Annotated in this window: 27 protein-coding genes and 1 tRNA gene; 14 read left to right on the forward strand and 14 right to left on the reverse strand. The window is 59.0% G+C overall.

Annotated elements, in window-relative coordinates; genetic code table 11:
* Nucleotides 1-202: 202 nt before the first annotated feature.
* Together NBH12_RS01470 and NBH12_RS01475 are read right to left on the reverse strand one after the other, a co-directional pair.
* On the reverse strand, nucleotides 203-1207 hold the full coding sequence (locus NBH12_RS01470; protein ID WP_065464218.1) for a DUF8094 domain-containing protein: 1005 nt from the start codon (nucleotides 1205-1207) through the stop codon (nucleotides 203-205).
* A complete protein-coding gene (locus tag NBH12_RS01475; protein ID WP_250819143.1) occupies nucleotides 1207-2445 on the reverse strand; it encodes a hypothetical protein in 1239 nt (412 codons plus the stop codon). Before NBH12_RS01475 ends, NBH12_RS01470 begins: the two co-directional genes overlap by 1 nt.
* Before the next feature lie 101 nt (nucleotides 2446-2546).
* Here NBH12_RS01475 and NBH12_RS01480 point away from each other — a divergent pair, with 101 nt between their 5' ends.
* Nucleotides 2547-3500 carry an FKBP-type peptidyl-prolyl cis-trans isomerase gene (locus tag NBH12_RS01480; RefSeq protein ID WP_003828186.1) on the forward strand — a complete coding sequence of 318 codons (954 nt, stop codon included), beginning with the start codon at nucleotides 2547-2549 and terminating at the stop codon, nucleotides 3498-3500.
* Nucleotides 3501-3629: 129 nt separating this feature from the next.
* Here NBH12_RS01480 and nucS read toward each other — a convergent pair whose 3' ends face one another.
* From nucS to NBH12_RS01530, 10 genes are all read right to left on the reverse strand, one after another.
* Nucleotides 3630-4334 carry an endonuclease NucS gene (gene nucS / locus NBH12_RS01485; protein ID WP_003828185.1) on the reverse strand — a complete coding sequence of 235 codons (705 nt, stop codon included), beginning with the start codon at nucleotides 4332-4334 and terminating at the stop codon, nucleotides 3630-3632.
* A gap of 85 nt (nucleotides 4335-4419) precedes the next feature.
* Nucleotides 4420-4713: a F0F1 ATP synthase subunit epsilon gene (locus NBH12_RS01490; RefSeq protein WP_003828184.1), complete on the reverse strand. Its 294-nt coding sequence runs from the start codon at nucleotides 4711-4713 to the stop codon at nucleotides 4420-4422.
* Complete coding sequence (gene atpD / locus NBH12_RS01495; protein ID WP_003828183.1) at nucleotides 4713-6185, reverse strand: F0F1 ATP synthase subunit beta; 1473 nt, start codon at nucleotides 6183-6185, stop codon at nucleotides 4713-4715. Before atpD ends, NBH12_RS01490 begins: the two co-directional genes overlap by 1 nt.
* A gap of 8 nt (nucleotides 6186-6193) precedes the next feature.
* A complete protein-coding gene (locus tag NBH12_RS01500) occupies nucleotides 6194-7117 on the reverse strand; it encodes a F0F1 ATP synthase subunit gamma (protein WP_003828182.1) in 924 nt (307 codons plus the stop codon).
* Between the two features lie 3 nt (nucleotides 7118-7120).
* Entirely contained in the window at nucleotides 7121-8752 is a 1632-nt protein-coding gene (atpA, locus tag NBH12_RS01505) for a F0F1 ATP synthase subunit alpha (RefSeq protein WP_003828181.1), read from the reverse strand.
* Between the two features lie 68 nt (nucleotides 8753-8820).
* The gene (locus NBH12_RS01510; RefSeq protein WP_025300999.1) at nucleotides 8821-9657 is read right to left on the reverse strand and encodes a F0F1 ATP synthase subunit delta; all 837 of its coding nucleotides are present in this window, start codon (nucleotides 9655-9657) and stop codon (nucleotides 8821-8823) included.
* A gap of 34 nt (nucleotides 9658-9691) precedes the next feature.
* Nucleotides 9692-10210, reverse strand: coding sequence for a F0F1 ATP synthase subunit B (locus tag NBH12_RS01515; RefSeq protein WP_015438379.1), 519 nt, complete (start codon nucleotides 10208-10210; stop codon nucleotides 9692-9694).
* A 56-nt stretch (nucleotides 10211-10266) separates the two neighbouring features.
* Nucleotides 10267-10494: an ATP synthase F0 subunit C gene (gene atpE, locus NBH12_RS01520; protein WP_003831420.1), complete on the reverse strand. Its 228-nt coding sequence runs from the start codon at nucleotides 10492-10494 to the stop codon at nucleotides 10267-10269.
* A 97-nt stretch (nucleotides 10495-10591) separates the two neighbouring features.
* Nucleotides 10592-11401, reverse strand: coding sequence for a F0F1 ATP synthase subunit A (gene atpB / locus NBH12_RS01525; protein WP_003828177.1), 810 nt, complete (start codon nucleotides 11399-11401; stop codon nucleotides 10592-10594).
* Nucleotides 11402-11745: 344 nt separating this feature from the next.
* Nucleotides 11746-12780 carry a homoserine O-succinyltransferase gene (locus NBH12_RS01530; RefSeq protein ID WP_014483418.1) on the reverse strand — a complete coding sequence of 345 codons (1035 nt, stop codon included), beginning with the start codon at nucleotides 12778-12780 and terminating at the stop codon, nucleotides 11746-11748.
* Nucleotides 12781-13001: 221 nt separating this feature from the next.
* On the opposite strand from NBH12_RS01530, the gene NBH12_RS01535 reads away from it, so the two are divergent.
* Nucleotides 13002-13078, forward strand: a tRNA-Met gene (locus tag NBH12_RS01535).
* Here the strand turns inward: NBH12_RS01535 and NBH12_RS10890 are convergent.
* Nucleotides 13035-13388 carry a helix-turn-helix domain-containing protein gene (locus NBH12_RS10890; protein WP_350448144.1) on the reverse strand — a complete coding sequence of 118 codons (354 nt, stop codon included), beginning with the start codon at nucleotides 13386-13388 and terminating at the stop codon, nucleotides 13035-13037. The genes NBH12_RS01535 and NBH12_RS10890 overlap by 44 nt on opposite strands.
* Before the next feature lie 80 nt (nucleotides 13389-13468).
* Between NBH12_RS10890 and NBH12_RS01540 the strand changes: the two genes are divergently transcribed.
* Both NBH12_RS01540 and NBH12_RS01545 read left to right on the forward strand, forming a co-directional pair.
* Nucleotides 13469-13702, forward strand: coding sequence for a helix-turn-helix domain-containing protein (locus NBH12_RS01540; protein WP_081292700.1), 234 nt, complete (start codon nucleotides 13469-13471; stop codon nucleotides 13700-13702).
* Entirely contained in the window at nucleotides 13702-13899 is a 198-nt protein-coding gene (locus tag NBH12_RS01545) for a hypothetical protein (protein ID WP_065456696.1), read from the forward strand. Before NBH12_RS01540 ends, NBH12_RS01545 begins: the two co-directional genes overlap by 1 nt.
* Here the strand turns inward: NBH12_RS01545 and NBH12_RS01550 are convergent.
* On the reverse strand, nucleotides 13892-14455 hold the full coding sequence (locus tag NBH12_RS01550; protein ID WP_250819092.1) for a hypothetical protein: 564 nt from the start codon (nucleotides 14453-14455) through the stop codon (nucleotides 13892-13894). The genes NBH12_RS01545 and NBH12_RS01550 overlap by 8 nt on opposite strands.
* A 33-nt stretch (nucleotides 14456-14488) precedes the next feature.
* On the opposite strand from NBH12_RS01550, the gene NBH12_RS01555 reads away from it, so the two are divergent.
* The 10 genes from NBH12_RS01555 to NBH12_RS01595 all read left to right on the forward strand — a co-directional run bounded on the left by NBH12_RS01555 (nucleotide 14489) and on the right by NBH12_RS01595 (nucleotide 19090).
* Nucleotides 14489-14677 (forward strand): hypothetical protein, encoded by a 189-nt coding sequence (locus NBH12_RS01555; RefSeq protein WP_250819093.1) that lies wholly within the window; start codon nucleotides 14489-14491, stop codon nucleotides 14675-14677.
* 1 nt (nucleotide 14678) lies between these two features.
* Nucleotides 14679-14945, forward strand: a complete 267-nt coding sequence (locus tag NBH12_RS01560) for a hypothetical protein (RefSeq protein WP_193020174.1) — start codon at nucleotides 14679-14681, stop codon at nucleotides 14943-14945.
* The gene (locus NBH12_RS01565) at nucleotides 14942-15094 is read left to right on the forward strand and encodes a hypothetical protein (protein WP_250819094.1); all 153 of its coding nucleotides are present in this window, start codon (nucleotides 14942-14944) and stop codon (nucleotides 15092-15094) included. The genes NBH12_RS01560 and NBH12_RS01565 overlap by 4 nt, the downstream gene beginning before the upstream one ends.
* Nucleotides 15078-15224, forward strand: coding sequence for a hypothetical protein (locus NBH12_RS01570; RefSeq protein ID WP_250819095.1), 147 nt, complete (start codon nucleotides 15078-15080; stop codon nucleotides 15222-15224). Before NBH12_RS01565 ends, NBH12_RS01570 begins: the two co-directional genes overlap by 17 nt.
* On the forward strand, nucleotides 15208-15402 hold the full coding sequence (locus NBH12_RS01575; protein ID WP_171842918.1) for a hypothetical protein: 195 nt from the start codon (nucleotides 15208-15210) through the stop codon (nucleotides 15400-15402). Before NBH12_RS01570 ends, NBH12_RS01575 begins: the two co-directional genes overlap by 17 nt.
* A 446-nt stretch (nucleotides 15403-15848) precedes the next feature.
* On the forward strand, nucleotides 15849-16208 hold the full coding sequence (locus tag NBH12_RS01580) for a hypothetical protein (protein WP_021649490.1): 360 nt from the start codon (nucleotides 15849-15851) through the stop codon (nucleotides 16206-16208).
* Nucleotides 16208-16387, forward strand: coding sequence for a helix-turn-helix transcriptional regulator (locus tag NBH12_RS10895; protein WP_025332033.1), 180 nt, complete (start codon nucleotides 16208-16210; stop codon nucleotides 16385-16387). The genes NBH12_RS01580 and NBH12_RS10895 overlap by 1 nt, the downstream gene beginning before the upstream one ends.
* Nucleotides 16374-17147, forward strand: a complete 774-nt coding sequence (locus NBH12_RS01585; protein ID WP_118376274.1) for an HNH endonuclease — start codon at nucleotides 16374-16376, stop codon at nucleotides 17145-17147. The genes NBH12_RS10895 and NBH12_RS01585 overlap by 14 nt, the downstream gene beginning before the upstream one ends.
* Before the next feature lie 168 nt (nucleotides 17148-17315).
* On the forward strand, nucleotides 17316-17627 hold the full coding sequence (locus tag NBH12_RS01590) for a hypothetical protein (protein WP_100991693.1): 312 nt from the start codon (nucleotides 17316-17318) through the stop codon (nucleotides 17625-17627).
* Complete coding sequence (locus tag NBH12_RS01595) at nucleotides 17624-19090, forward strand: hypothetical protein (RefSeq protein WP_250819096.1); 1467 nt, start codon at nucleotides 17624-17626, stop codon at nucleotides 19088-19090. The genes NBH12_RS01590 and NBH12_RS01595 overlap by 4 nt, the downstream gene beginning before the upstream one ends.
* Nucleotides 19091-19100: the final 10 nt, after the last annotated feature.

Genomic DNA, 19100 nt, shown 5'->3' on the forward strand with positions numbered 1-19100 from the left:
ACGATTCGCACGCCCGACAATCAAACAATGCTGGAATCGATTGTAGTGCCGATTCCCACCGCGTAGCCATTCTTCCACTACGCGGTGAAATTCCCACCACGTAGTGAATCGTCCACCACGTGGTTACCCAAAACGGCGTTATTCCACGAAAGGCAAAATTCGTCTGACATCGCGGTGGGGAAATTACTACGTGGTGGGAAACTTACAGCGCCTCGACCTTGACCGGGGTGCGGTCGGCTCCCACGGCGGTGATCTGCTGACCGGAGTTGGCCAAAGGAATGTACAACGCCACCACGTTCACGTACGTAACCTTCATGGTGCTGGTGTATTTATCGCTGTTGAACAGAATCTTCTCATCATCGGAGGCGGGCTGGGATTCGCGCCCGTCACCGGCCTGACGTGTCCATACGGAATCGACACGACCCACGACCAAATCGCCACCATCAGCCGTGCGCATCACCCACATCTGGTCGGGCGCGGCAGTGAAGGTCTGCTCCTGCGTACCGTTGTTGCGGGCGATGCCTTCCTGCACGGTGTTGGTCAGTTCGGCAATCTTCTGGCGCAGCTGGTCATCCGCGAATTGCGAGGCGAACTTGCTATTCGCACCGTTCTGCAGCACATCGGCATACTGGGTCAACGCATCGGCAGGCGTGTCCACCAGATTCTCATCCTTATCGGTGCCCATTCTCGAACCGATGGTCGGCACCTCGAACTTCGGCAGCTGCGCTCCCTCAAACAGACGTGCCATGGCCATCAGCTTGTAATTCTGACGGGCTGATTCCTGATTCAGCACCAATAAACGCTTGGACTGCTGGTCTTCGGTAGTGGTGGTGATGGTGAATACCGAGCGCGGCCAGCCGTCATCCGTGGGAATCACCACCTGGGCGATGTCCTTAGGAATGGTCGCATACTTGGACATCGAGCCGCTTTTCTGGGCAATGGTGGCCTGGCTGGTGCGAATCTCCAGTTGAGGCCCGCCCATCACGGCCTTATAGCCGTCCGCGGATCGAGCCGCGTCGGCCTGATCGATCGTTTCCAAAATCTTGGCACGAATCTTCTTCTCCTGCGCCTCAGTCAAATCCGGCTGAGCCTTGGTGGATGAGTCAGCGGCCGGGGTGGGCAGCTGACCTTCGCAAGCGGCCAACGGCATAATCAGCGCGGCAACGGAGAGGGCGGCGACGCACAGTTTGTTCCAACGCATGCTCATCAGTTCTCCTCCTGGTTGTCCACATCATCGGCCGCAGCACTATCCGAGGCTTCACTGTCATTGACTTCCTGAGCCAAACGGGAGAAGTATGCCTGCAACTCATCAGGAGAAATCACTGATGTCGACTCGGTATCCGGCATCGTCTCGGTCTCCCCCGCTTCGCCGGACTGCTGATCGGCGACCAAATTGCGGGACGCGGGATCGATAATCGTGGGAGATTCGGCCGACTCGGCGGGCACGGTCTTCTTGGAACCGCGACGGTGTGCGGCATGGCGGCGACGCTTACGGCCGGTCGGCGGCACTTCAGCCGGAATCGAGCCGTTGCCAATAATTCCCTGTTCAACCTGTTCCGCGAACGACGGCCCCGTTGACGCAGTGGCCTTGCCCTCCACAATGCGCTTACGGCGCTTATGCGGAGGCATGGCGAACACGGACGCACACAACACCGCGATTACCGCCAGCAGACCGCCGGACAGGTAGAACGGCATGGCGAAATCGGGAACTTCAGAGCGCACCCAGTGCATGCTGATAGTGGCGGACGCCTTATGTGAGCCGAGATCCATGATGGCCACGGTCGAAGCGGCGGGATCTTTGCTATCAAAGATCACCGAACCATTGCCGCACTTCACGGAAGTCCACATATCGGAGTCTTTGAATGCCACCTCGTTGGCGTCATCCGACGAGCCCGATTGGTTCTTGGTGGGCTCACCCTTCTGAACGCCGAGCTCGGTCCAAGAAGTCAAACCGCTGATGCGCTGATAGGACTTCTCGCTTGCTACCCAACCGGCTGCATCCTTGGTGGAGGCCAAGGCTACGCATGTCTCATCCTTGGACGAGGAGGACTTCACGGTCATCGTCGTGTTCTTATCCAACAAGGTGAGCACGCCGGGATCGGTAACCACATAGCGAGAACCGGTCACGTTGGCAGATGCGGTGATCTCGCTGGAAGGCTTCCATATCGTGGCGTTCAGCACTCCGAGCACAATCGCCGCCACAGCTAGCAAACCGAAAATAGGCGTTACCACGCCGCGCATGATCATGGCATGACGAGTCGGGCGCTCGGACTTTTGCGTCTCGGCGTCTTCCGCACTCTCGGTGCTCTCAGCATCGACACCTTCGGCACTCTCAGTATCAGTACCATCGGCGGCATCGGCAACGTCATTGGCATTGATGACATCTGTCGAGTCGGTCACGTCACTGACTACGTCAGACTCCGTGGCCTCCTGATCTGGGCCCATTGCTTGTTCTTCAACACTCATAACGGTACTATTCTACAATCTTCACCTGTCTATTACCTAGAAAGGCTGAAAATCAGGGTTTACCGGTAGTGTGGTGTGCCATGCGTACTTTGTCTACCCTGACCAAAACCATAGCCGTTGCCTGCTCGCTGATCATGTGCATCTCGCTGGCCGGCTGCTCGAACTCGTCCGATTCCAAGAGCGACTCCTCGAAGTCGTCCTCTTCCAAGACGGCGAATCAGATTGCCGGCGTAACCGCCAAGGGCAAGCTGGGCGAGAAGCCGACCATCTCCTTCAAAGCCCCGATGACCGTGTCCGACGGCTCCTACGTGGTGCTGCAGAAGGGTGACGGCGACACAATCGAAGAAGGTGACCGCGTCTGCGCCCAGGGTATCGCCCTGAATGTCAAGGACGGCACCGAGCTGATGGATACGTGGACCAAAAATACGCCGGATTGCTCGCTCCTGGTCGATTCCTCCACCCTGTCTTCGACCTATTACGACCAGATCAAGGGCGCCAAGCTCAACACCACTATCGGTTTCGGTGTGAACGCCGAGGATTCTTCCGGCTACTCCTACATTCTGGCGATGACGTTCGTTTCCAAGTCCAAGGATCTGAAGAAGGCCACCGGCGAAGAGGTCAAGGACGTGCCGTCCAATCTGCCGAAGGTGACGCGTGCCAAGAACGGCAAGCCGTCGATCGACATGAACGGTCAAGGTGCGGTCGATTCGTTGGTTTCGCAGACACTGGTCAAGGGCACCGGCAAGGAAGTGACCGACAAAAACACTGTGGTGGTCAAGTACACCGGTTGGCTGACCGATGGCACCCAGTTCGACTCCTCTTGGGATAAGAACACCACACTTGAGGCTGACATGTATTCCGGCGGCCAGCACGGTGTGATCGAAGGCTGGCAGAAGGGTCTGATTGGTCAGACCGTCGGCTCCCAGGTGCTGCTGGTGGTTCCGCCGGATCAGGCTTACGGCAACAAGAAGCAAGGCTCGATCCCCGCGAACTCCACCCTGGTATTCGTAGTGGATATTCTCGCCGCGTATTAAACACTCAGCAAATAGCGTTGCCTCCGCTGGCGGGGGCTGTCAGCAAAAGCTGACTGGGGGTGGTTTACGTTGGGGACCATCCCCAGTCGACTCACGGCGACAGCCCCGCCAGCGGGGGCAACTTTGCATTCAGAACAGCCTGAGGCTATCGTCCTCGGTGCCCTTCATATCGTCGTAGTCGAGGATGAGGCAGGTGAAGCCGCGGTCCTTGGCCAACACCTGGGCCTGCGGCGTAATAGTCTGTGCAGCGAAGATGCCATGCACCGGGGCCAATAGCGGGTCGCGATTCAGCAGCTCGCAATAGCGGGTCAACTGTTCGACGCCGTCGATGCCGCCGTGACGCTTGATTTCCACAGCCACATGCTCGCCCTCGGCGTTGATGGCCATGATGTCCACTGGACCGATGGCTGTCGGATATTCACGGCGTACCAACTTAGCGCCCTTGCCGATACGTTCGATCTGCTCGGCCAAGTATCGCTGCAAATGGTCTTCCACACCGTCCTTGATGAGGCCAGGATCTTCGCCCAAGTCATACGTCTCATCGGAATAGATGTGCTGCAACGTCACTTCCAGAATGTCCGAACCCTTATCGGCGCTCACACGCAGCACTTTTTCCGGCACCGGCGTATCCACATCATCATCAGCACCATCGGGCGTAATGTCCTTCAGCGTGCAGGGTGCGGTCATCCAGTTGAGCGGCTTATAGGAGCCCAGCTCAGAAAAAATCAACAGACTGGAATCGGCCTTAATCAGCAGCACGCGCTTGGCCAGCGGCAACGAGGCATTCAGACGGCCGGAGTACTCCGCAGAACAGTCGGCAACAATAATTCGCATAGGCCACCACTGTAGCGCAACACATAGCAAAAGGGACTCTCTGGAAACCAGAGAGCCCCTTTACAGGGTCACAGCGAAGTGAATGTCACTCAGCAATGCCGGAGTACTGGACGTCGTGGCCGCGCTCGACCGCCACAGTGAGTTTGTTCGAGTCGAAGGAGATGAATCCGTCGGTCACCTCGAACATGTGGCGATCGCCATCGGGCTCAACCACGGTGAGCGTACCCTGCTTGATCACCGTGAGCACAGGCTCATGGTCGGGCAGGATGCCCATGCCGCCTTCGGAGGCGGGAATGGTCACGCTCGCCGCGTCGCCATGCCACACGGGGTGGTCGGCAGCGACGATGTTGACCTTCATCGTGGTTTTTTCCGCGGCCATCACGCACCCAGTTCCTTCTGCATGTTGTGCCACTTCTCTTCGAGGTCGTCGATGCCACCGATGCCGGAGAATGCCTGCTCCGGAACGTCGTCGTACACGCCGTCGCAAATGCGGGTGAAGGCTTCGATGGTCTCGTCGGCCGGCACGTAGGAGCCGGGACGACCGGTGAACTTCTCAGCCACGTAGAAGTTCTGGCCGAGGAACTGCTCGATCTTACGAGCACGGTTCACGGTGGTCTTGTCCTCTTCGCCGAGCTCGTCGATACCGATCAGGGCGATGATGTCCTGCAGCTCCTTGTTACGCTGCAGGATCGCCTTGACGCGGTTGGCGCACTCGTAGTGAGCCTGGCCCACGTAACGCGGATCAAGGATTCGCGAGGTGGAGCTCAGCGGGTCCACTGCCGGGTAGATACCCTTGGAGGCAATGTCACGAGAAAGCTCGGTGGTTGCATCCAAGTGGGCGAAGGTCGTGGCCGGAGCCGGGTCAGTGTAATCATCGGCAGGCACGTAGATGGCTTGCAGCGAGGTGATCGAGTGGCCACGGGTCGAGGTGATGCGCTCCTGCAGGGAGCCCATCTCATCGGCCAGGTTCGGCTGGTATCCCACGGCGGAAGGCATACGACCCAACAGGGTGGACACCTCAGAACCAGCCTGGGTGAAACGGAAGATGTTGTCGATGAACAGCAGCACGTCCTGGTTCTGCACGTCACGGAAGTACTCAGCCATGGTCAGTGCGGTCAGCGGCACGCGCAGACGGGTACCCGGCTGCTCATCCATCTGGCCGAAGACCAGTGCGGTCTTCTCGAGCACGCCGGCCTCGCCCATCTCGCCGATCAGATCGTTACCCTCACGGGTACGCTCACCAACGCCGGCGAACACGGACACACCGCCGTGGTTCTGGGCCACGCGCTGAATCATTTCCTGAATCAGCACGGTCTTGCCCACACCTGCACCACCGAACAGACCGATCTTGCCACCCTGCACGTACGGGGTCAGCAGGTCAATGACCTTGATGCCCGTCTCGAACATCTGGGTCTTGGACTCCAGCTGATCGAAGGCCGGCGGGTTGCGGTGGATAGGCCAACGCTCGGTGACGGTGATGGTCTCATCCGGCTTCTTGTTGAGGATGTTGCCGGACACGTCGAAGACGTGGCCCTTGGTCACATCGCCGACCGGCACGGAAATCGGGGCTCCGGTGTCGGAGACCAAAGTGCCACGGACCAGGCCGTCGGTAGGCTTCAGGGCGACGCAACGAACCGTGGAATCACCGAGGTGCTGTTCGACCTCAAGGGTGATTTCAGTGACCTTTGCCTCGCCCTCTTCCTTGGCGCCGGTGTTGACGATCTTTACTTTCAGGGCGTTGTAGATGTCGGGCAGATGACCCACCGGGAATTCAACGTCGATAACCGAGCCCTGGACGCGGGTGACGCGACCGTCGGTAGGCTCGGCCGCTGTGGTCTGGTTGTCAGCCATATGCGTTCCTACTCTTCCTCTTTGTTCAGCGCGTCGGCGCTGCCGATGATTTCGGTAAGTTCCTGGGTGATCGAGGCCTGACGCGAGGCGTTGAGCTTGCGGGTAAGGTCATCGATCAGGTTATGAGCGTTGTCGGTAGCCGTGTGCATGGCGTTCTGCCTGCTTGCGGTCTCCGATGCGGCAGCTGTCAGCAGGCATTCGTGGATACGGGACTGGATGTACTTCGGCAGAATGGCATCCAACACTTCCTCGATGCTCGGCTCGAAGGTGTACAGCGGAGCCACGTCCGCCACAGCCGGAGCCTCTTCATCAGGAGCGGGGACCTTGGCCTCGTTCTCCACGATCTCGACGGGCAGCATGCGCAGCACGCGCACCTTCTGCACCACCATGTTGATGAACTCGGTGTAGACGATGTAGAGTTCGGAAACTCCACCCTGCTCCGCCGGCTTCATGTAGGCATCCATCAACGTGCTGGAGATGGTTTCAGCAATTTCCACGCCGGGCTGGTCGGTGTCGCCTTCCCATGTGGCCGCGATGTCACGGTTGCGGTACTTGTAGTACGTCGAACCGCGACGTCCGTACACGAACAGCTCCGGCTGCTTGCCGGCCGCATCAAGGCGGGCGAGCAGCGATTCCGTTTCACGGATAATCGAAGAGGTGTACGGGCCGGCCATGCCACGATCCGAGGTGAGGGCGAGAACAGCCACGCGAGGGTTGTTCTCGTCCTTCACTGCGATCGGATGCGTGATATGGGTGTGTGCCACCAACGCTTGCACGGCATCGAAAATCGCATCAGTGTACGGCTTCGCGTTCAGGGCCACATCACGGGCCTTGGCGATATGCGAAGACGCGATCATCTCCTGAGCGTTGAAGATCTTGGCCAACGACTCAGTGGAGTGGATGCGTGATTTCAATGCGAGTTGCGAGCCCATGGCTTACTTCTCTCCCGCCACGATCTTTTCCTGATCGACCGGCGCTGCCTTGGCAACGTCCGGCTTCTTCTCGACCAGCGGCTTGCCGTTGGAGGAAACGAAGGTCGAACGGAATTCGTCCACGGCCTTATCGAGGGCAGCCTCGGTATCGGCGGTGAAGTCCTCGGTCTCGCGGATGGTCTTCAGGATGTCGGTGTTGTGGTCGATGTAGTCCAGCAGTCCCTGCTCGAACGGAAGCACGTCGGACAGCTCGAGGTCATCGAGCTTGCCGTGGGTGCCGGTCCACACAGACACGACTTCCTGCTCCATGGAATACGGGTGGAACTGCGGCTGCTTCAACAGCTCGGTCAAGTGGGCACCACGGGTCAGCTGGGCCTTGGATGCCGCATCCAGATCGGAGGCGAACATGGCGAAGGATTCCAGCGAGCGGTACTGCGCCAAGGAGATCTTCAAGGTACCGGAGACCTTCTTCAGAGCCTTGGTCTGTGCGGCGCCACCGACTCGAGAGACCGAGATACCGACGTCCACGGCGGGGCGCTGGTTGGCGTTGAACAGATCGGACTGCAGGAAGATCTGGCCATCGGTAATGGAGATCACGTTGGTCGGGATGTAGGCGGACACATCGTTCGCCTTGGTCTCGACGATCGGCAGACCCGTCATCGAACCGCCGCCCAGGTCATCGGAGACCTTGGCGCAACGTTCGAGCAGACGAGAGTGCAGGTAGAACACATCGCCCGGGTAGGCCTCACGCCCCGGCGGACGACGCAGCAGCAGGGAAATCGAACGATAGGCCTCTGCCTGCTTGGACAGATCGTCGAAGACGATGAGCACGTGCTTGCCGTTGTACATCCAGTGCTGGCCGATGGCCGAGCCGGTGTACGGGGCAATGTACTTGAAGCCAGCGGAATCAGCTGCCGGGGAGGCCACGATGGTGGTGTACTCCATGGCGCCGGCGTCTTCCAGGCTCTGCTTCACCGAGGCGATGGTGGAGCCCTTCTGGCCGATGGCCACGTAGATGCAGCGGACCTGCTTCTTCGGGTCGCCGGATTCCCAGTTGGCCTTCTGGTTGATGATGGTATCGATCGCGATGGCGGTCTTACCGGTCTGGCGGTCTCCGATGATGAGCTGGCGCTGGCCGCGACCGACTGGGGTCATTGCATCGATGGCCTTCAGACCAGTGGACAGCGGCTCGTCGACCGGGTGGCGGTGCATCACGTCGGGTGCCTGCGCCTCGAGGATACGGCGGCCTTCGATACCCTGGATCTCGCCCAGGCCATCAATCGGGTTGCCCAGCGGATCCACGACGCGACCGAGGTAGCCGTCGCCGACAGGCACGGAGAGCACTTCGCCGGTACGGCGCACTTCCTGGCCTTCCTCGATTCCAGCGAAATCGCCGAGGATAACCACGCCGATCTCACGGGCGTCAAGGTTGAACGCCAGGCCGAGCGTGCCGTCTTCGAACGTCAGCAGCTCATTGGCCATGCAACCAGGCAATCCCGTCACGTGCGCAATGCCATCACCGGCCGTGGCGACATAGCCCACTTCCTGGGTGGGGGTGTCGCTCGGCTTGTACGACGCAACGAAGTCGTCGAGGGCCTTGCGAATCGAGGCGGGATCGATGGTCAGTTCTGCCATGATCACTCCTTCTATTGGTTATTGTTCAGTCAAGTCTTTTGCTTGTGTTGGGCGGATGGGCTCGGCTCTCAGACCGGGCTTGCTTCCGTCTGTACCCTGCGGTGCAGGTTCTGCAGCTGTGCGACCACGGTGTTGTCCGTGACTTCGTCGCCCACCTGAATGCGCATGCCGCCCAGTACGGTCGGATCGACCACCGAGTTGATGTGCACCTGACGTCCCACCTTGGCGGAGTAGACATCGATCAGTCGCTTGATCTGCTCTTCCTTCAGCGGGGCTGCGGTGGTCACGGTGATCATCGACTGGCCCATATGGCGGGAGAACTTTTTGATCAGCCACTGGATGGTTTCCAGATAGCGGCGGCGACGCAGGTTGCAGGTGGCGTGCTCGGCAAGCCTCATCGTGACCTTGTTCAGATTCTTATCTCCGAACAGCTCACGGAACAGCTTGACACGAACCTCGCTGGGGGCTTGGTCGTCGTAAAGCTTCGAGCGCACAACCGGCAAATTCAGCAAAGAGGAATGCAGTCGGGACAGCTCGATGGATACGTGCAACGTGGAGTCAGTGGCGTCGGCGTAGTACATCATGGCGTCCACACCGAAGTCCTCTACTGCATTGGCGATATCCCTGGCACGGCTCCAACGGCGGGAGACCAGATCAGTCATGATCTCTGTGGTCATCGGGTGCACCTGATCGCCGACCATCTCCTTGAACACGGCCACCTTATCGGCAGTCGGGCGGGATGGGTCGGTCAGTGCACGCTCCAGCTGAATGTTGTTGTCCAGCGCGCTGGTAATCGTGAACAGTTCGTTGCCGATCCGCCACGCGTCCTCATGGGTGTCGCGCAGTTTCGGGGCCAGCGAATCACGCGACTCGCGGTCTGCAATACGAGATGCCTCTCCTCGCATGGTCACCTCCCTTTCTGGTTACGAATGGTCACAGTCACTTCTTGGCGTCCAAATCGTCGATCATCGAATCGATCATCGAGGACTGCACGTCGTTGTCTTCCAGCTTGGCACCTAGGATCTTGCCGGCAAGCGCGGTGGCAAGAGCACCGACCTCGCCCTTGAGCGAGACGATGGCCTGCTGCTGCTGGGATTCGATCGAGCGCTGCGCGGAAGCGGTGATTTGAGCCGCATCGGACTCGGCACGAGAACGGGCGTCGGAGATGATGTGGGACGCCTCGGCACGGGCGTCGTCGCGAATCTTGGCGGCGTCCACACGGGCGGTGCTCAGCTGGGCCTCATACTTGGCCTTGGCTTCGTCCGCATCCTTCTTAGCCTGCTCCGCCTTGGCGATGTTGCCTTCAATCTTGGCGGCGCGCTCGTCGAAGATCGCATTGAACTTCGGCATGAAGAACTTGTAGAAGAACACAGCGACGATGACGAGGATGATCAGCGACCATACGATGTCATAGACCTCGGGAATGAACAGGTCAATCCCGCTTGCTGCTTGTGCCATCAAGCCCTCCTTTCAGTGATGGACATAATCGGTTTTCGTCTGTTGATCAGCGGTGATCAGATGATCAGGGCAGCGACGAAGCCGATCAGTGCCAGCACCTCGACCAGAGCCAGGCCGATGAACATGATGGTCTGAATCTTGCCGGACATCTCAGGCTGACGAGCGGTGGATTCCATGGCCTTGCCGAAGAGGATGCCCAGACCGATGCCAGGGCCAAGAGTACCGATACCGTAACCGATGACGGACAGGTTGCCGGCGACCTCTGCGAGGGTGATGATATCCATTGTGTTTCCTTTCTAACGTACTTGGCGACGTTATAAATTTTTGATTTTCGATCCCGCCATATTAGGCGAGACCGGGTTCCGAAGTCGAGACAGCGCCTCACTCCTCCGGGAAGCTCAGGTTGATGTACACGGTGGAAAGAATCGCGAAGACATAGGCTTGCAGGAAGGCGACGAACGCCTCGAAGCATGTCATGGCGAAGCCACCGGCGAACCACAGCGCACCCACCGGGATGCCCTGCAGCTTGTTGGCCGCGTCAACCATCCAGTACTGCGCGAAGGCCAAGCAAGTGGCGACCATAAGGTGGCCAGACACCATGTTGGCGAACAGACGGATAGTCAGGGAAGCCGGGCGAATGATCAACAACTCAAGCAGGTTGATCGGGGCCAGCAGGAAATAGACCGGCCACGGCACACCAGGCGTGAACAGCTCGTGGCGCAGATAGTGACCGAGACCCTGCGAGCGGGCTGCGGTGACCCAGTACTGAATCAGGGTCCACAGAGCGAACACCAACGGCATGACCACCGTGGCGGTGGCAGCCATGTTCATACCAGGGATGACGCCGCACAGATTGAAGACAAAGATCGTGAAGAAGATGGTGGTAATCATCGGCACGTAGCGCTTGCCACGAGCCTCACCCATCACGTCATAAACGACCTTGTCACGCACGAAGTCAAGACCGTACTCGACCACACCCTGCCAACGGCCGGGGATGAGCTTGGCATGCTTGGCGGTAATACCGAGCACCACCAACAGTACGACGGTGGCCACGATGCGGATCAGGATAATACGGTTGATGGCAAACGGAGTGCCCTGGAACAGGATCTCCGGGGGTAGGAAGTCGTTGACTGAGGGCAGATGAGCGCCCTCGTTCGCCAACAGCAATCCTGCGCCGAACGAACCGACCATATTCACGCCTCCTGCTTCTTCAATGTCAGGTGTCAGTTTAAACCCACCGGGCGGGCGAATGTGACGGACTCGTTACTTTCGTCGTCTCGATGCGGAGTCTGCCGAGCGTGGACACGGAGTCAGCGCTGGGCATTCGACTCCGAATGACTGAAGAGTGATTATTTGCCTGTGTCTAGACAAAGTCAAGCCCACCTCGGCGCGTCTTTTCTCATCCCTACTGCCGTAAGGCTTTTCCCGGCACTTCGCGAGTGTTGTTTGCTATTAGTCGCATCTCGCCGATGTGTAGGATTATGTTCATTCAATCGTCCGTATCGTGAACAAATTACAGTCCACTGTGCGAACGATCAGCCCTCAATAACGCCGTAGCCGTCGTTGAGGAACGGCTTGAAATCATCCTCGCGCGGACCGCCGGGCTCATGGCGAATCGAGCGATCGGTGCCGAGCTTCTTTTCGGCACGCAGCCCCGGAACCTCGGTCAGGTCATACGGCGTGGTCTGGTACACCCAGTTCAACCAGTTGCGCCACAGCAGGTTCGCATGTGCCCGCCAGGCGAACAGCGGCTCCAGTTTCGGATCATCATGCGGGAAATAGTTCTGCGGGAACGGCACATTGGTCAGCCCCTTGGCCATATCGCGCTCATATTCTTCGGCAAGCGTGTATTTGCCGTATTCCCAGTGGCCGAGCGCAAACACCTCGGAGAAGTCGCGCGTGGCGATGAGCCCTGGCCCCGACTGCGGACCCCATGTCAGAATCTGCAGATTGCGGTTGGCACGCACCTCATCCTCATTCACGCCGGCCAGACGCGAGTGCGGCTGCAGTGCAATTTCGTCAAAACCGTTGGTCAGGAAGCAGTACTCATCCTGCAAATACTGGGGGAATACGCCGAAGATCTTTTCGGCGTAATCCACCTTATGGATGCCGTAACGCTCGTACAGCGCGCCCATGGCACCCCAGCACAGATACATGGTGGAGAACACGTGCGTGGACGCCCAGTCAAGAATCGTCTTGAACTCGTCCCAATAGTCCACGTCCTCGAATGGCATATGCTCCACGGGAGCACCGGTCACCACGAAGCCGTCGTAGTAGTTGTCGCGGAAGGCGTCGAGATTCTCGTAGAACTTGACCAGATGGTCGGCGGAGACATGCGTGGCCTCATGCGTGGAGGTCTTCATGAAGTCGATCTCGACCTGCAACGGCGATTTGGAGATCAGACGCAGCAATTGCGTCTCGGTTTCGATCTTCTTGGGCATGAGGTTCAGAATCACCAGTCTGAGCGGGCGGACGCGCTGACGCTCCGCCTCGGGCTTCTCGAGCGCAAAGATGCGCTCCGAGTCGAGAATGTCTCTGGCCGGAAGGCCACTGGGGATCTTGATAGGCATGCCCTCTATTATGTCAATTTCTTGGATATCGCTCCCCGGCATTCCTATAACGGCCATTTATAGCGCGCTATCACCGTTTTTCTTGCCGGCACCCGAGCGGACCGTCGGTGCCGGTCGGCTGGAGGAGAACGTGCTCACAGCCATGATTCAGCACAACACGCCGAGTTGACTTCCTGAAATTTGCCCCTATTGTAGATAGAGCTGTCTAAAAGACAAGCCGACGCGGGGTGGAGCAGCTCGGTAGCTCGCTGGGCTCATAACCCAGAGGTCCATGGTTCAAATCCATGCCCCGCTACCAATTGACCGCCGTTCTCGGAATCATCCGGGGCGGCGGTTTTGTTTATCCCAAAAAGCTCCGACGTGGTCAAATTCGGATTCAGCAAAGTAGCGACATCCGTATGCAGGAAGTCGGCCGCGGCCTGGGTTTCGTTGATCGTCCAAGTTATCTCGCTGCGCAGCTTCTTGGAAATGGTCTGCGGAGCAATGCCCAGAGCCTTTGCTAGGTCTTTCTTCTGCAAGTGCCGCGCATTGATCATCAGGTTAACGTTCATAGCAACAATATCTTGTGCTTTTGCCGCCGATACCGGTTGGCTCATTACTGCTGTCATACTTCAATAATACAACGTGGTTTTACTAATTTATGCGTGTCGAATTGACATCGCAACGATTTATACGATATGACTATCGTATGGTTTTACTCCAATCGTCATGCGATATAAGCGAAAGGCTTAGGGAGATGATGAAGACACATCATGTGACACAGAGAGCCTTGGCCGATTCGATAGGCATATCCTTCCAGTTGCTCAATGCGAAGTTGCATGGCCGAGCGAACTTCACGCTCCGTGACGTGTCTCGCATTGCGGACTACTTCGGTGTGTCTACCGACGTGCTGTTGGGCCGCGAACCGCTGGAGGTCGCGTGATGGCTGGCGTGGAACGTGTGTCGGTGCATGTGAGCCGTCTGGCGCATTGCCCTGATGTGTTCTTCGTCGAGTTCTCTCGTGCCGGTTCTGTGGGGAACCTCGTTGTTCCTCTGGATCGTTCCGAGGCCGGAGCGTTGCGCGACGAGCTTGGCGAAGCGCTGTCGGGCCGGATTACGGAGGCCCCGGATGTTAGTTGATGGTTTTAATGATCTCCACGGGTTCAGGGCATCCGTCCCAGACGATGGTGAATTTGATGGGGTAATGGGCTTTGCCGTCCCCGTCCTCCACGTGTCCGTCAAAGAATGTGGTGCCGCCTTGCTGTCGCTCCTCGCGCAGTTTCGGCAGTTCAATGTTGAAGAAATGAATGTCGGACAGCGCCCATGGTTTGCTGTCGGTTCTTCCAAGATGGTTGTTCCATGTGTTCGTGTAGGTTCCTTCGACCGCTTCGGCGAACACGGAGATGTTACGCGCAGGGCCTCCGATGTTGGTAAGGACGAAACTCGCCCCGCTTTCGTTGATATCAATTCTGAATTTTGGCGGCATGGGAGGCTTGAGAGTCGCCGACGTTGTTGTGGGGAACATGGCGTCTATCTGCTCGTTGGATATCGGTTTGGTCTCTTCGTCGTCTGTGTGGCGGACTTTACGCACGACATACCGAATGCCGGCGAACAGGCTAGGAACGCCGACGATTGCCAGGATCACTCCGAGGCCATTCCACCAATCTGCGGACAGCCATTCAAGAATTTCGTTCATGTCCATCAATCTATCCGTGCCGTTGGAGGTGGCGTGATGTTGCTTGGGTTTGTTTCTTTGATTGTTTCAATTGTGGCGCTGGGCGTCGCTTTGCACGCTGAATCTCTCGCCGGCGACGCCAAGTGGAAGGCCGACGAAGCGTTGTCGGTGGCGGGTTATGCGGAGGACTTGGCCCGCGAGGCAATGGGTGTGCCGCCGTCGATGGCAGATCGGAGGAAGTGATATGGGCGTTCGTTTCGAAATCACCACGGAACCAGACACGGTTGCGCCGGGTGATCTGGTGGTGTTGCGGCTGGTGACCCAGAAGGGCGGCGTCAAGTGGACGTGCGGCACCGTGAGGTGCTTCACCGACGATGAAGACCAACCCGCAATAGTGCTGACCACCGGCAAGATACCGGAATATGACGGCTATGGGCTGGTGTGCTGCATCAAGTCCATACCCGACGAAGTGCAAATGGCGATAACCGACGAAGGCGAGGTAGTGGGATGAAGCGTTTGGCGATTATAGGAGGCTGCAAGATCGCCGCCGTGGCCATAGGCCTGTTGTCGGCGTTGACCGGCCTGTGGTGGCTGGTTGCCGCCGACATCGCTTTGTACGCACTGTGCGTGATCGAGGCGAAGCATGCGCGCCATCTGTAGGACCGTGCTGCGTGGCCTGTGCGTTCTGGCTGTGTTGCCGGTGGTGTTGCTGGCGGTTGGTTTGTGCGCGTTCTGGCGGTGGCTGTGGGACGACGATGACGAGAGGAGTCGGTATGGGTACGGCTACTAGGGTCTGCGTGGATAATTACGAGGCCTATCCGGGTATCTTCTGTGTGTCGTTCGACTCCGGTGATGTTCGCGCGGCGGTGGTGCTGACCCGCCCGCAGTTGGAGCAGTTGCGCTCGTGCGTGACTGATTCGTTGGCTCGTGACGATGCGGTGCGGCGAAGACGCGGCGGCGATCTGTGACGGCTTGCGCCGTCGATAACCGAATATGCCTTTGACCACGCCGACCGTCGGTTGCGTGCGAGGCGGGATGAAGCACCCGGCCGCGCCTTGCCCAGCGCGTTACAAACACACCACGTGTGGCGTGGTGGTTGAAGCGTCCCTAGCGGGGAGGCGTGCGGGTCTAGCTATGAGCGCGTGGCGTGTTCCCAGGGACGAAAGCGGCACCATCGGCTGGCCAAGGCCAGTGTTGCGCGTTCAGACCTTCGTCGCGGCATTGTGCCGCTGACCATATGCGACGGCCTTGGCTCCATGCCGAAATGCTTTGCATGTGGGAACCCTTCGGAAATTCAGGAATCTTCGGATTCTTGTTTTTCCGCTTAGGGTTCCCCGCTCTAACCTTCCACCATCCGAAATCTACAAACGATTCATTCAGAGACTTATCCACAAACGAGATTGGGGGCAACATCATGGGCTATGCGGTTGATTACATTCCTACCAGCGAGCAGAAGCGCAGAAAGGTGAAGAAGAAGTACCGTCGAGAGCATGTGACCAGCAAGGCCATCAGGGCGAAGGACATGAAGAAGGCGGTGAAATGGAATCTACCCAAGCTTGAGTACGACACCACCGGAGCGGATACCGTGGATCGTTCCATCGCCATCAGGATTCTCCACTTGGATTGCATCAGCCGTGACACCGACCCGGACGGCGACCATGCCATGCAGCAGTTGGTGAGCGAGGGCATCGTGTCGAAGCCGAAGCGTGTGGGTGGCCGTCAGGTGTTCGACCGCGCCGACCTGATCCAGTCGTTGAAGGCGTGGACTCGTTGATGGCGGGCAAGTATCTGACCACGGCTCAGGCGGCGGAATACTTGGGAGTGAGCACCCGCACGATGCGCAGGTGGCGAAGCCGCAACATCGGTCCCGCGTATGTTCGGTATTCAGACCGCACGTGCAGGTATCCGCTGGGAGGCTTGGAAAGGTTCAGGGCGGATCATGCCGCGCGTTGACCATCGTTTGAGGGTGCCGCCCGCGATAAGCGCGGAAGTGGTGGCACGGTACGGCAACGACTGTTGGCTGGACATGCCGGGATGCACGAAGGTGGGCGACACGTCCGACCATATCGTGCCCCACGTGTTCGGCGGTCCCACTATCGTCAAGAATCTGCGGCGTGCGTGCAGGCATTGCAACGGCTTGCGTCGTGAACGCATACTATCCGGTTGGCCTAGCGTGATCCACGCGGTCATCGGTCCGCCATGCGCGGGCAAGACCACGTGGGTGTTGGAGCACATGCAGCCGGGCGACATCATCGTGGATTACGACCGGTTGGCGGACGCGCTCATGCCGGGCATGCCGGACGATACGCCCGTGCCCGACGCGGTACGTGACCTCGTGGCCGGGGCATGGCAGGGAGCCTATCGCAACGCGGTCACGCTGGCCAAACCCGTGAGCCTGTGGCTGGTCAAGGTCATGCCCGGCACACAGCGAAGCCCGCGCCTATTGGACGAATGGCTGGCGTTGGACTACGACATACACGTGTGTGATCCGGGCAAGCCCGTGGTGGTGGAGCGGCTGGAGGAACTGAAGGCCGGACGGCGTGAGCTGGCCAGCATGCGCCAGTGGTACAGGAGCGGCATCACCCAGGCAGGCATAGACTCAAGGCAGAAGGCGAGGCGCGCGAGGCTTGCGAGCCTTGGCCTACGCGATGGCGAACCAACCACGCCAGTCGTGGCCTCTTCGCCGCCGGTTCGGGCGCGGCCTCGCTGGTAGCCGCCCGTTTTTTAAGCCGCAATGCACCACCGATACCCCGCGCCCACCATTTTCTTATCCCCACAAACCAAATAAAAAAGCCCGAAAACAGGGACGGAACCCACGATTTCGGACTGATTCGTTAGCCAATTAGGGAATCTACAACAATTTTGGTTTGGAGGCAACAACATGGGTGAGTTCCATGGACTCGACGGCATGGAGGACGCCGGAATCGTCAAGGGGCCGCAGGAAAAAGCGACCGAGAAGTTCATCAACAGGTTCAGGGAAGGCAAGGCGGACAACGCCATGGCCGATTTCCTGTATTCGAGCATGCTGAGCATCGCGCGCAACATCGACGCGCAGAACAACCGTGGCCGCGAGATAAGCCGCAACATGACCTCCCTGCTCGGCTACATCCAACAGCTCGAAACCATCTACCCGTCCACACCTTCCCAGACTGACGACAGGCTGGAGGAACTCATGGCGGCGATGGCGAAATGAGCGTCAAACCCACCCCCAGCCTCAAACCACGCTACGCGACCCCGCGCAACCTTGCGCGTCCGACCGATGGCGGCAAGGAAGCCCGCATAGCCGAAGCGTTGGGTACCCCGTTCTTGCCATGGCAGCGCATGGTTTCCGACGTGTTCGGTGAGATAGACCCCGACACCGGCACCTACTATTACGACACTTTGGTGCTCACCGTACAACGGCAGGCCGGGAAAACCACGCGCGAGCGGGCGACCGAAACCCGCAACGCGTTGTGGGGGCCGAACCGTCGTGCGTGGTATCTGGCGCAGACCGGCAAGGACGCATCCCAGCAGTTCCGCGAGTACATCACCGGTTTCGACAAGTCTCCGCTGGCTCCGTTGGCCGCTTCCAAGCGCATGAGCAACGGCAGCATGTGCCTCACGTTGAAGAACGGCAGCACGATACAGCCGGGCGGCACGACCGACAGTGGTGGCCACGGCTTCCAGGGTGATTCGCTGACGTTGGATGAATGCTGGGCGCTGCCAGCCGACAAGGCCAAGGCGATCCTGGACGGTTTCCTTCCCACGACCACCACGCGTTTGAAGCTTACCGGCGTACGGCCACGGCTCACGTTCTGTTCGACCGAGGGCACGGCGGAATCCACGTTTTTCAATCCGAAGCTTGACGAGTTGCGGGCGATGATGGACGCGGGCGAACCCATGGGACGAACCTGCTTCTTCGATTTCGGTATACCGTTCGGCAGTGATCCCGAAGACTTGGACAACATTTGGGCGCATCATCCCGGTGCCGGGCATTTGTTCGACTACGACCAGTTGGCCGATTTCCGCCGTCAGTTCAGCCAGGACGCGGCGGGTTGGGCGCGTGCCTTCGGCAACTTGCGGGATTCGGGAATCATCGACCGTGCGATAGACCCGCAACTGTGGCAGTCCACCAGCGCCAACGCTATAGATCCGGCTGAGGCCACCGGGCGCGTGTGTTTCGGCGTGGCCGTGGCCATGGGAGGCATCGGCACCGCGATAGTCGCATGCATCGAAACCGAGGCCGTGCCCCTGTTGCAGGTCGTGGACGTGTTGCCGGGAACCGGCAGCGCGCCGGAACGATTGAGGGAATTGCAGGAACGCTACCACGCGCCCATCTGCATCGACATGCGGGGGCCATCCGCGGCGTTGGCCGACCGGCTGCGTTTGAGCTTGGATGAATGGGGCATAGCCCGTTACGAGCTTGTGGATATGAGGGCGGCTGACGCGGTGACCGCGCCGCAGGCGTTCATGAGCGCGTTGGATCAGCACGCGGTGAATCACGCGCCCGATTCGGACATGGATCGTGAGGCGGGTTTGGCCGGTAAGCGCATGAGTGGTGACGCTTGGCTGTGGAACAGGGCTGAGGGCGTGAACGCGCCGACCATCGAGGCCGCAACGCTCGCCCTGTGGGGATTGACGCACATGCCCGACGACACACCGCCCGGAGTGTACTAAAACGTGGCCG

Origin of the sequence: Bifidobacterium sp. M3-N-101, assembly GCF_023656805.1 — a bacterium.
In the GTDB taxonomy this organism is placed as follows: Bacteria; Actinomycetota; Actinomycetes; order Actinomycetales; family Bifidobacteriaceae; genus Bifidobacterium; species Bifidobacterium breve.

Coding starts and splice junctions, on each gene's coding strand:
- NBH12_RS01470 (WP_065464218.1), bottom strand. CDS start 1,207: ATGAGCATGCGTTGGAACAAACTGTGCGTCGCCGCCCTCTCCGTTGCC.
- NBH12_RS01475 (WP_250819143.1), bottom strand. CDS start 2,445: ATGGGCCCAGATCAGGAGGCCACGGAGTCTGACGTAGTCAGTGACGTG.
- NBH12_RS01480 (WP_003828186.1), top strand. CDS start 2,547: ATGCGTACTTTGTCTACCCTGACCAAAACCATAGCCGTTGCCTGCTCG.
- nucS (WP_003828185.1), bottom strand. CDS start 4,334: ATGCGAATTATTGTTGCCGACTGTTCTGCGGAGTACTCCGGCCGTCTG.
- NBH12_RS01490 (WP_003828184.1), bottom strand. CDS start 4,713: ATGGCCGCGGAAAAAACCACGATGAAGGTCAACATCGTCGCTGCCGAC.
- atpD (WP_003828183.1), bottom strand. CDS start 6,185: ATGGCTGACAACCAGACCACAGCGGCCGAGCCTACCGACGGTCGCGTC.
- NBH12_RS01500 (WP_003828182.1), bottom strand. CDS start 7,117: ATGGGCTCGCAACTCGCATTGAAATCACGCATCCACTCCACTGAGTCG.
- atpA (WP_003828181.1), bottom strand. CDS start 8,752: ATGGCAGAACTGACCATCGATCCCGCCTCGATTCGCAAGGCCCTCGAC.
- NBH12_RS01510 (WP_025300999.1), bottom strand. CDS start 9,657: ATGCGAGGAGAGGCATCTCGTATTGCAGACCGCGAGTCGCGTGATTCG.
- NBH12_RS01515 (WP_015438379.1), bottom strand. CDS start 10,210: ATGGCACAAGCAGCAAGCGGGATTGACCTGTTCATTCCCGAGGTCTAT.
- atpE (WP_003831420.1), bottom strand. CDS start 10,494: ATGGATATCATCACCCTCGCAGAGGTCGCCGGCAACCTGTCCGTCATC.
- atpB (WP_003828177.1), bottom strand. CDS start 11,401: ATGGTCGGTTCGTTCGGCGCAGGATTGCTGTTGGCGAACGAGGGCGCT.
- NBH12_RS01530 (WP_014483418.1), bottom strand. CDS start 12,780: ATGCCTATCAAGATCCCCAGTGGCCTTCCGGCCAGAGACATTCTCGAC.
- NBH12_RS10890 (WP_350448144.1), bottom strand. CDS start 13,388: ATGACAGCAGTAATGAGCCAACCGGTATCGGCGGCAAAAGCACAAGAT.
- NBH12_RS01540 (WP_081292700.1), top strand. CDS start 13,469: ATGGTTTTACTCCAATCGTCATGCGATATAAGCGAAAGGCTTAGGGAG.
- NBH12_RS01545 (WP_065456696.1), top strand. CDS start 13,702: ATGGCTGGCGTGGAACGTGTGTCGGTGCATGTGAGCCGTCTGGCGCAT.
- NBH12_RS01550 (WP_250819092.1), bottom strand. CDS start 14,455: ATGAACGAAATTCTTGAATGGCTGTCCGCAGATTGGTGGAATGGCCTC.
- NBH12_RS01560 (WP_193020174.1), top strand. CDS start 14,679: ATGGGCGTTCGTTTCGAAATCACCACGGAACCAGACACGGTTGCGCCG.
- NBH12_RS01565 (WP_250819094.1), top strand. CDS start 14,942: ATGAAGCGTTTGGCGATTATAGGAGGCTGCAAGATCGCCGCCGTGGCC.
- NBH12_RS01570 (WP_250819095.1), top strand. CDS start 15,078: ATGCGCGCCATCTGTAGGACCGTGCTGCGTGGCCTGTGCGTTCTGGCT.
- NBH12_RS01575 (WP_171842918.1), top strand. CDS start 15,208: ATGGGTACGGCTACTAGGGTCTGCGTGGATAATTACGAGGCCTATCCG.
- NBH12_RS01580 (WP_021649490.1), top strand. CDS start 15,849: ATGGGCTATGCGGTTGATTACATTCCTACCAGCGAGCAGAAGCGCAGA.
- NBH12_RS10895 (WP_025332033.1), top strand. CDS start 16,208: ATGGCGGGCAAGTATCTGACCACGGCTCAGGCGGCGGAATACTTGGGA.
- NBH12_RS01585 (WP_118376274.1), top strand. CDS start 16,374: ATGCCGCGCGTTGACCATCGTTTGAGGGTGCCGCCCGCGATAAGCGCG.
- NBH12_RS01590 (WP_100991693.1), top strand. CDS start 17,316: ATGGGTGAGTTCCATGGACTCGACGGCATGGAGGACGCCGGAATCGTC.
- NBH12_RS01595 (WP_250819096.1), top strand. CDS start 17,624: ATGAGCGTCAAACCCACCCCCAGCCTCAAACCACGCTACGCGACCCCG.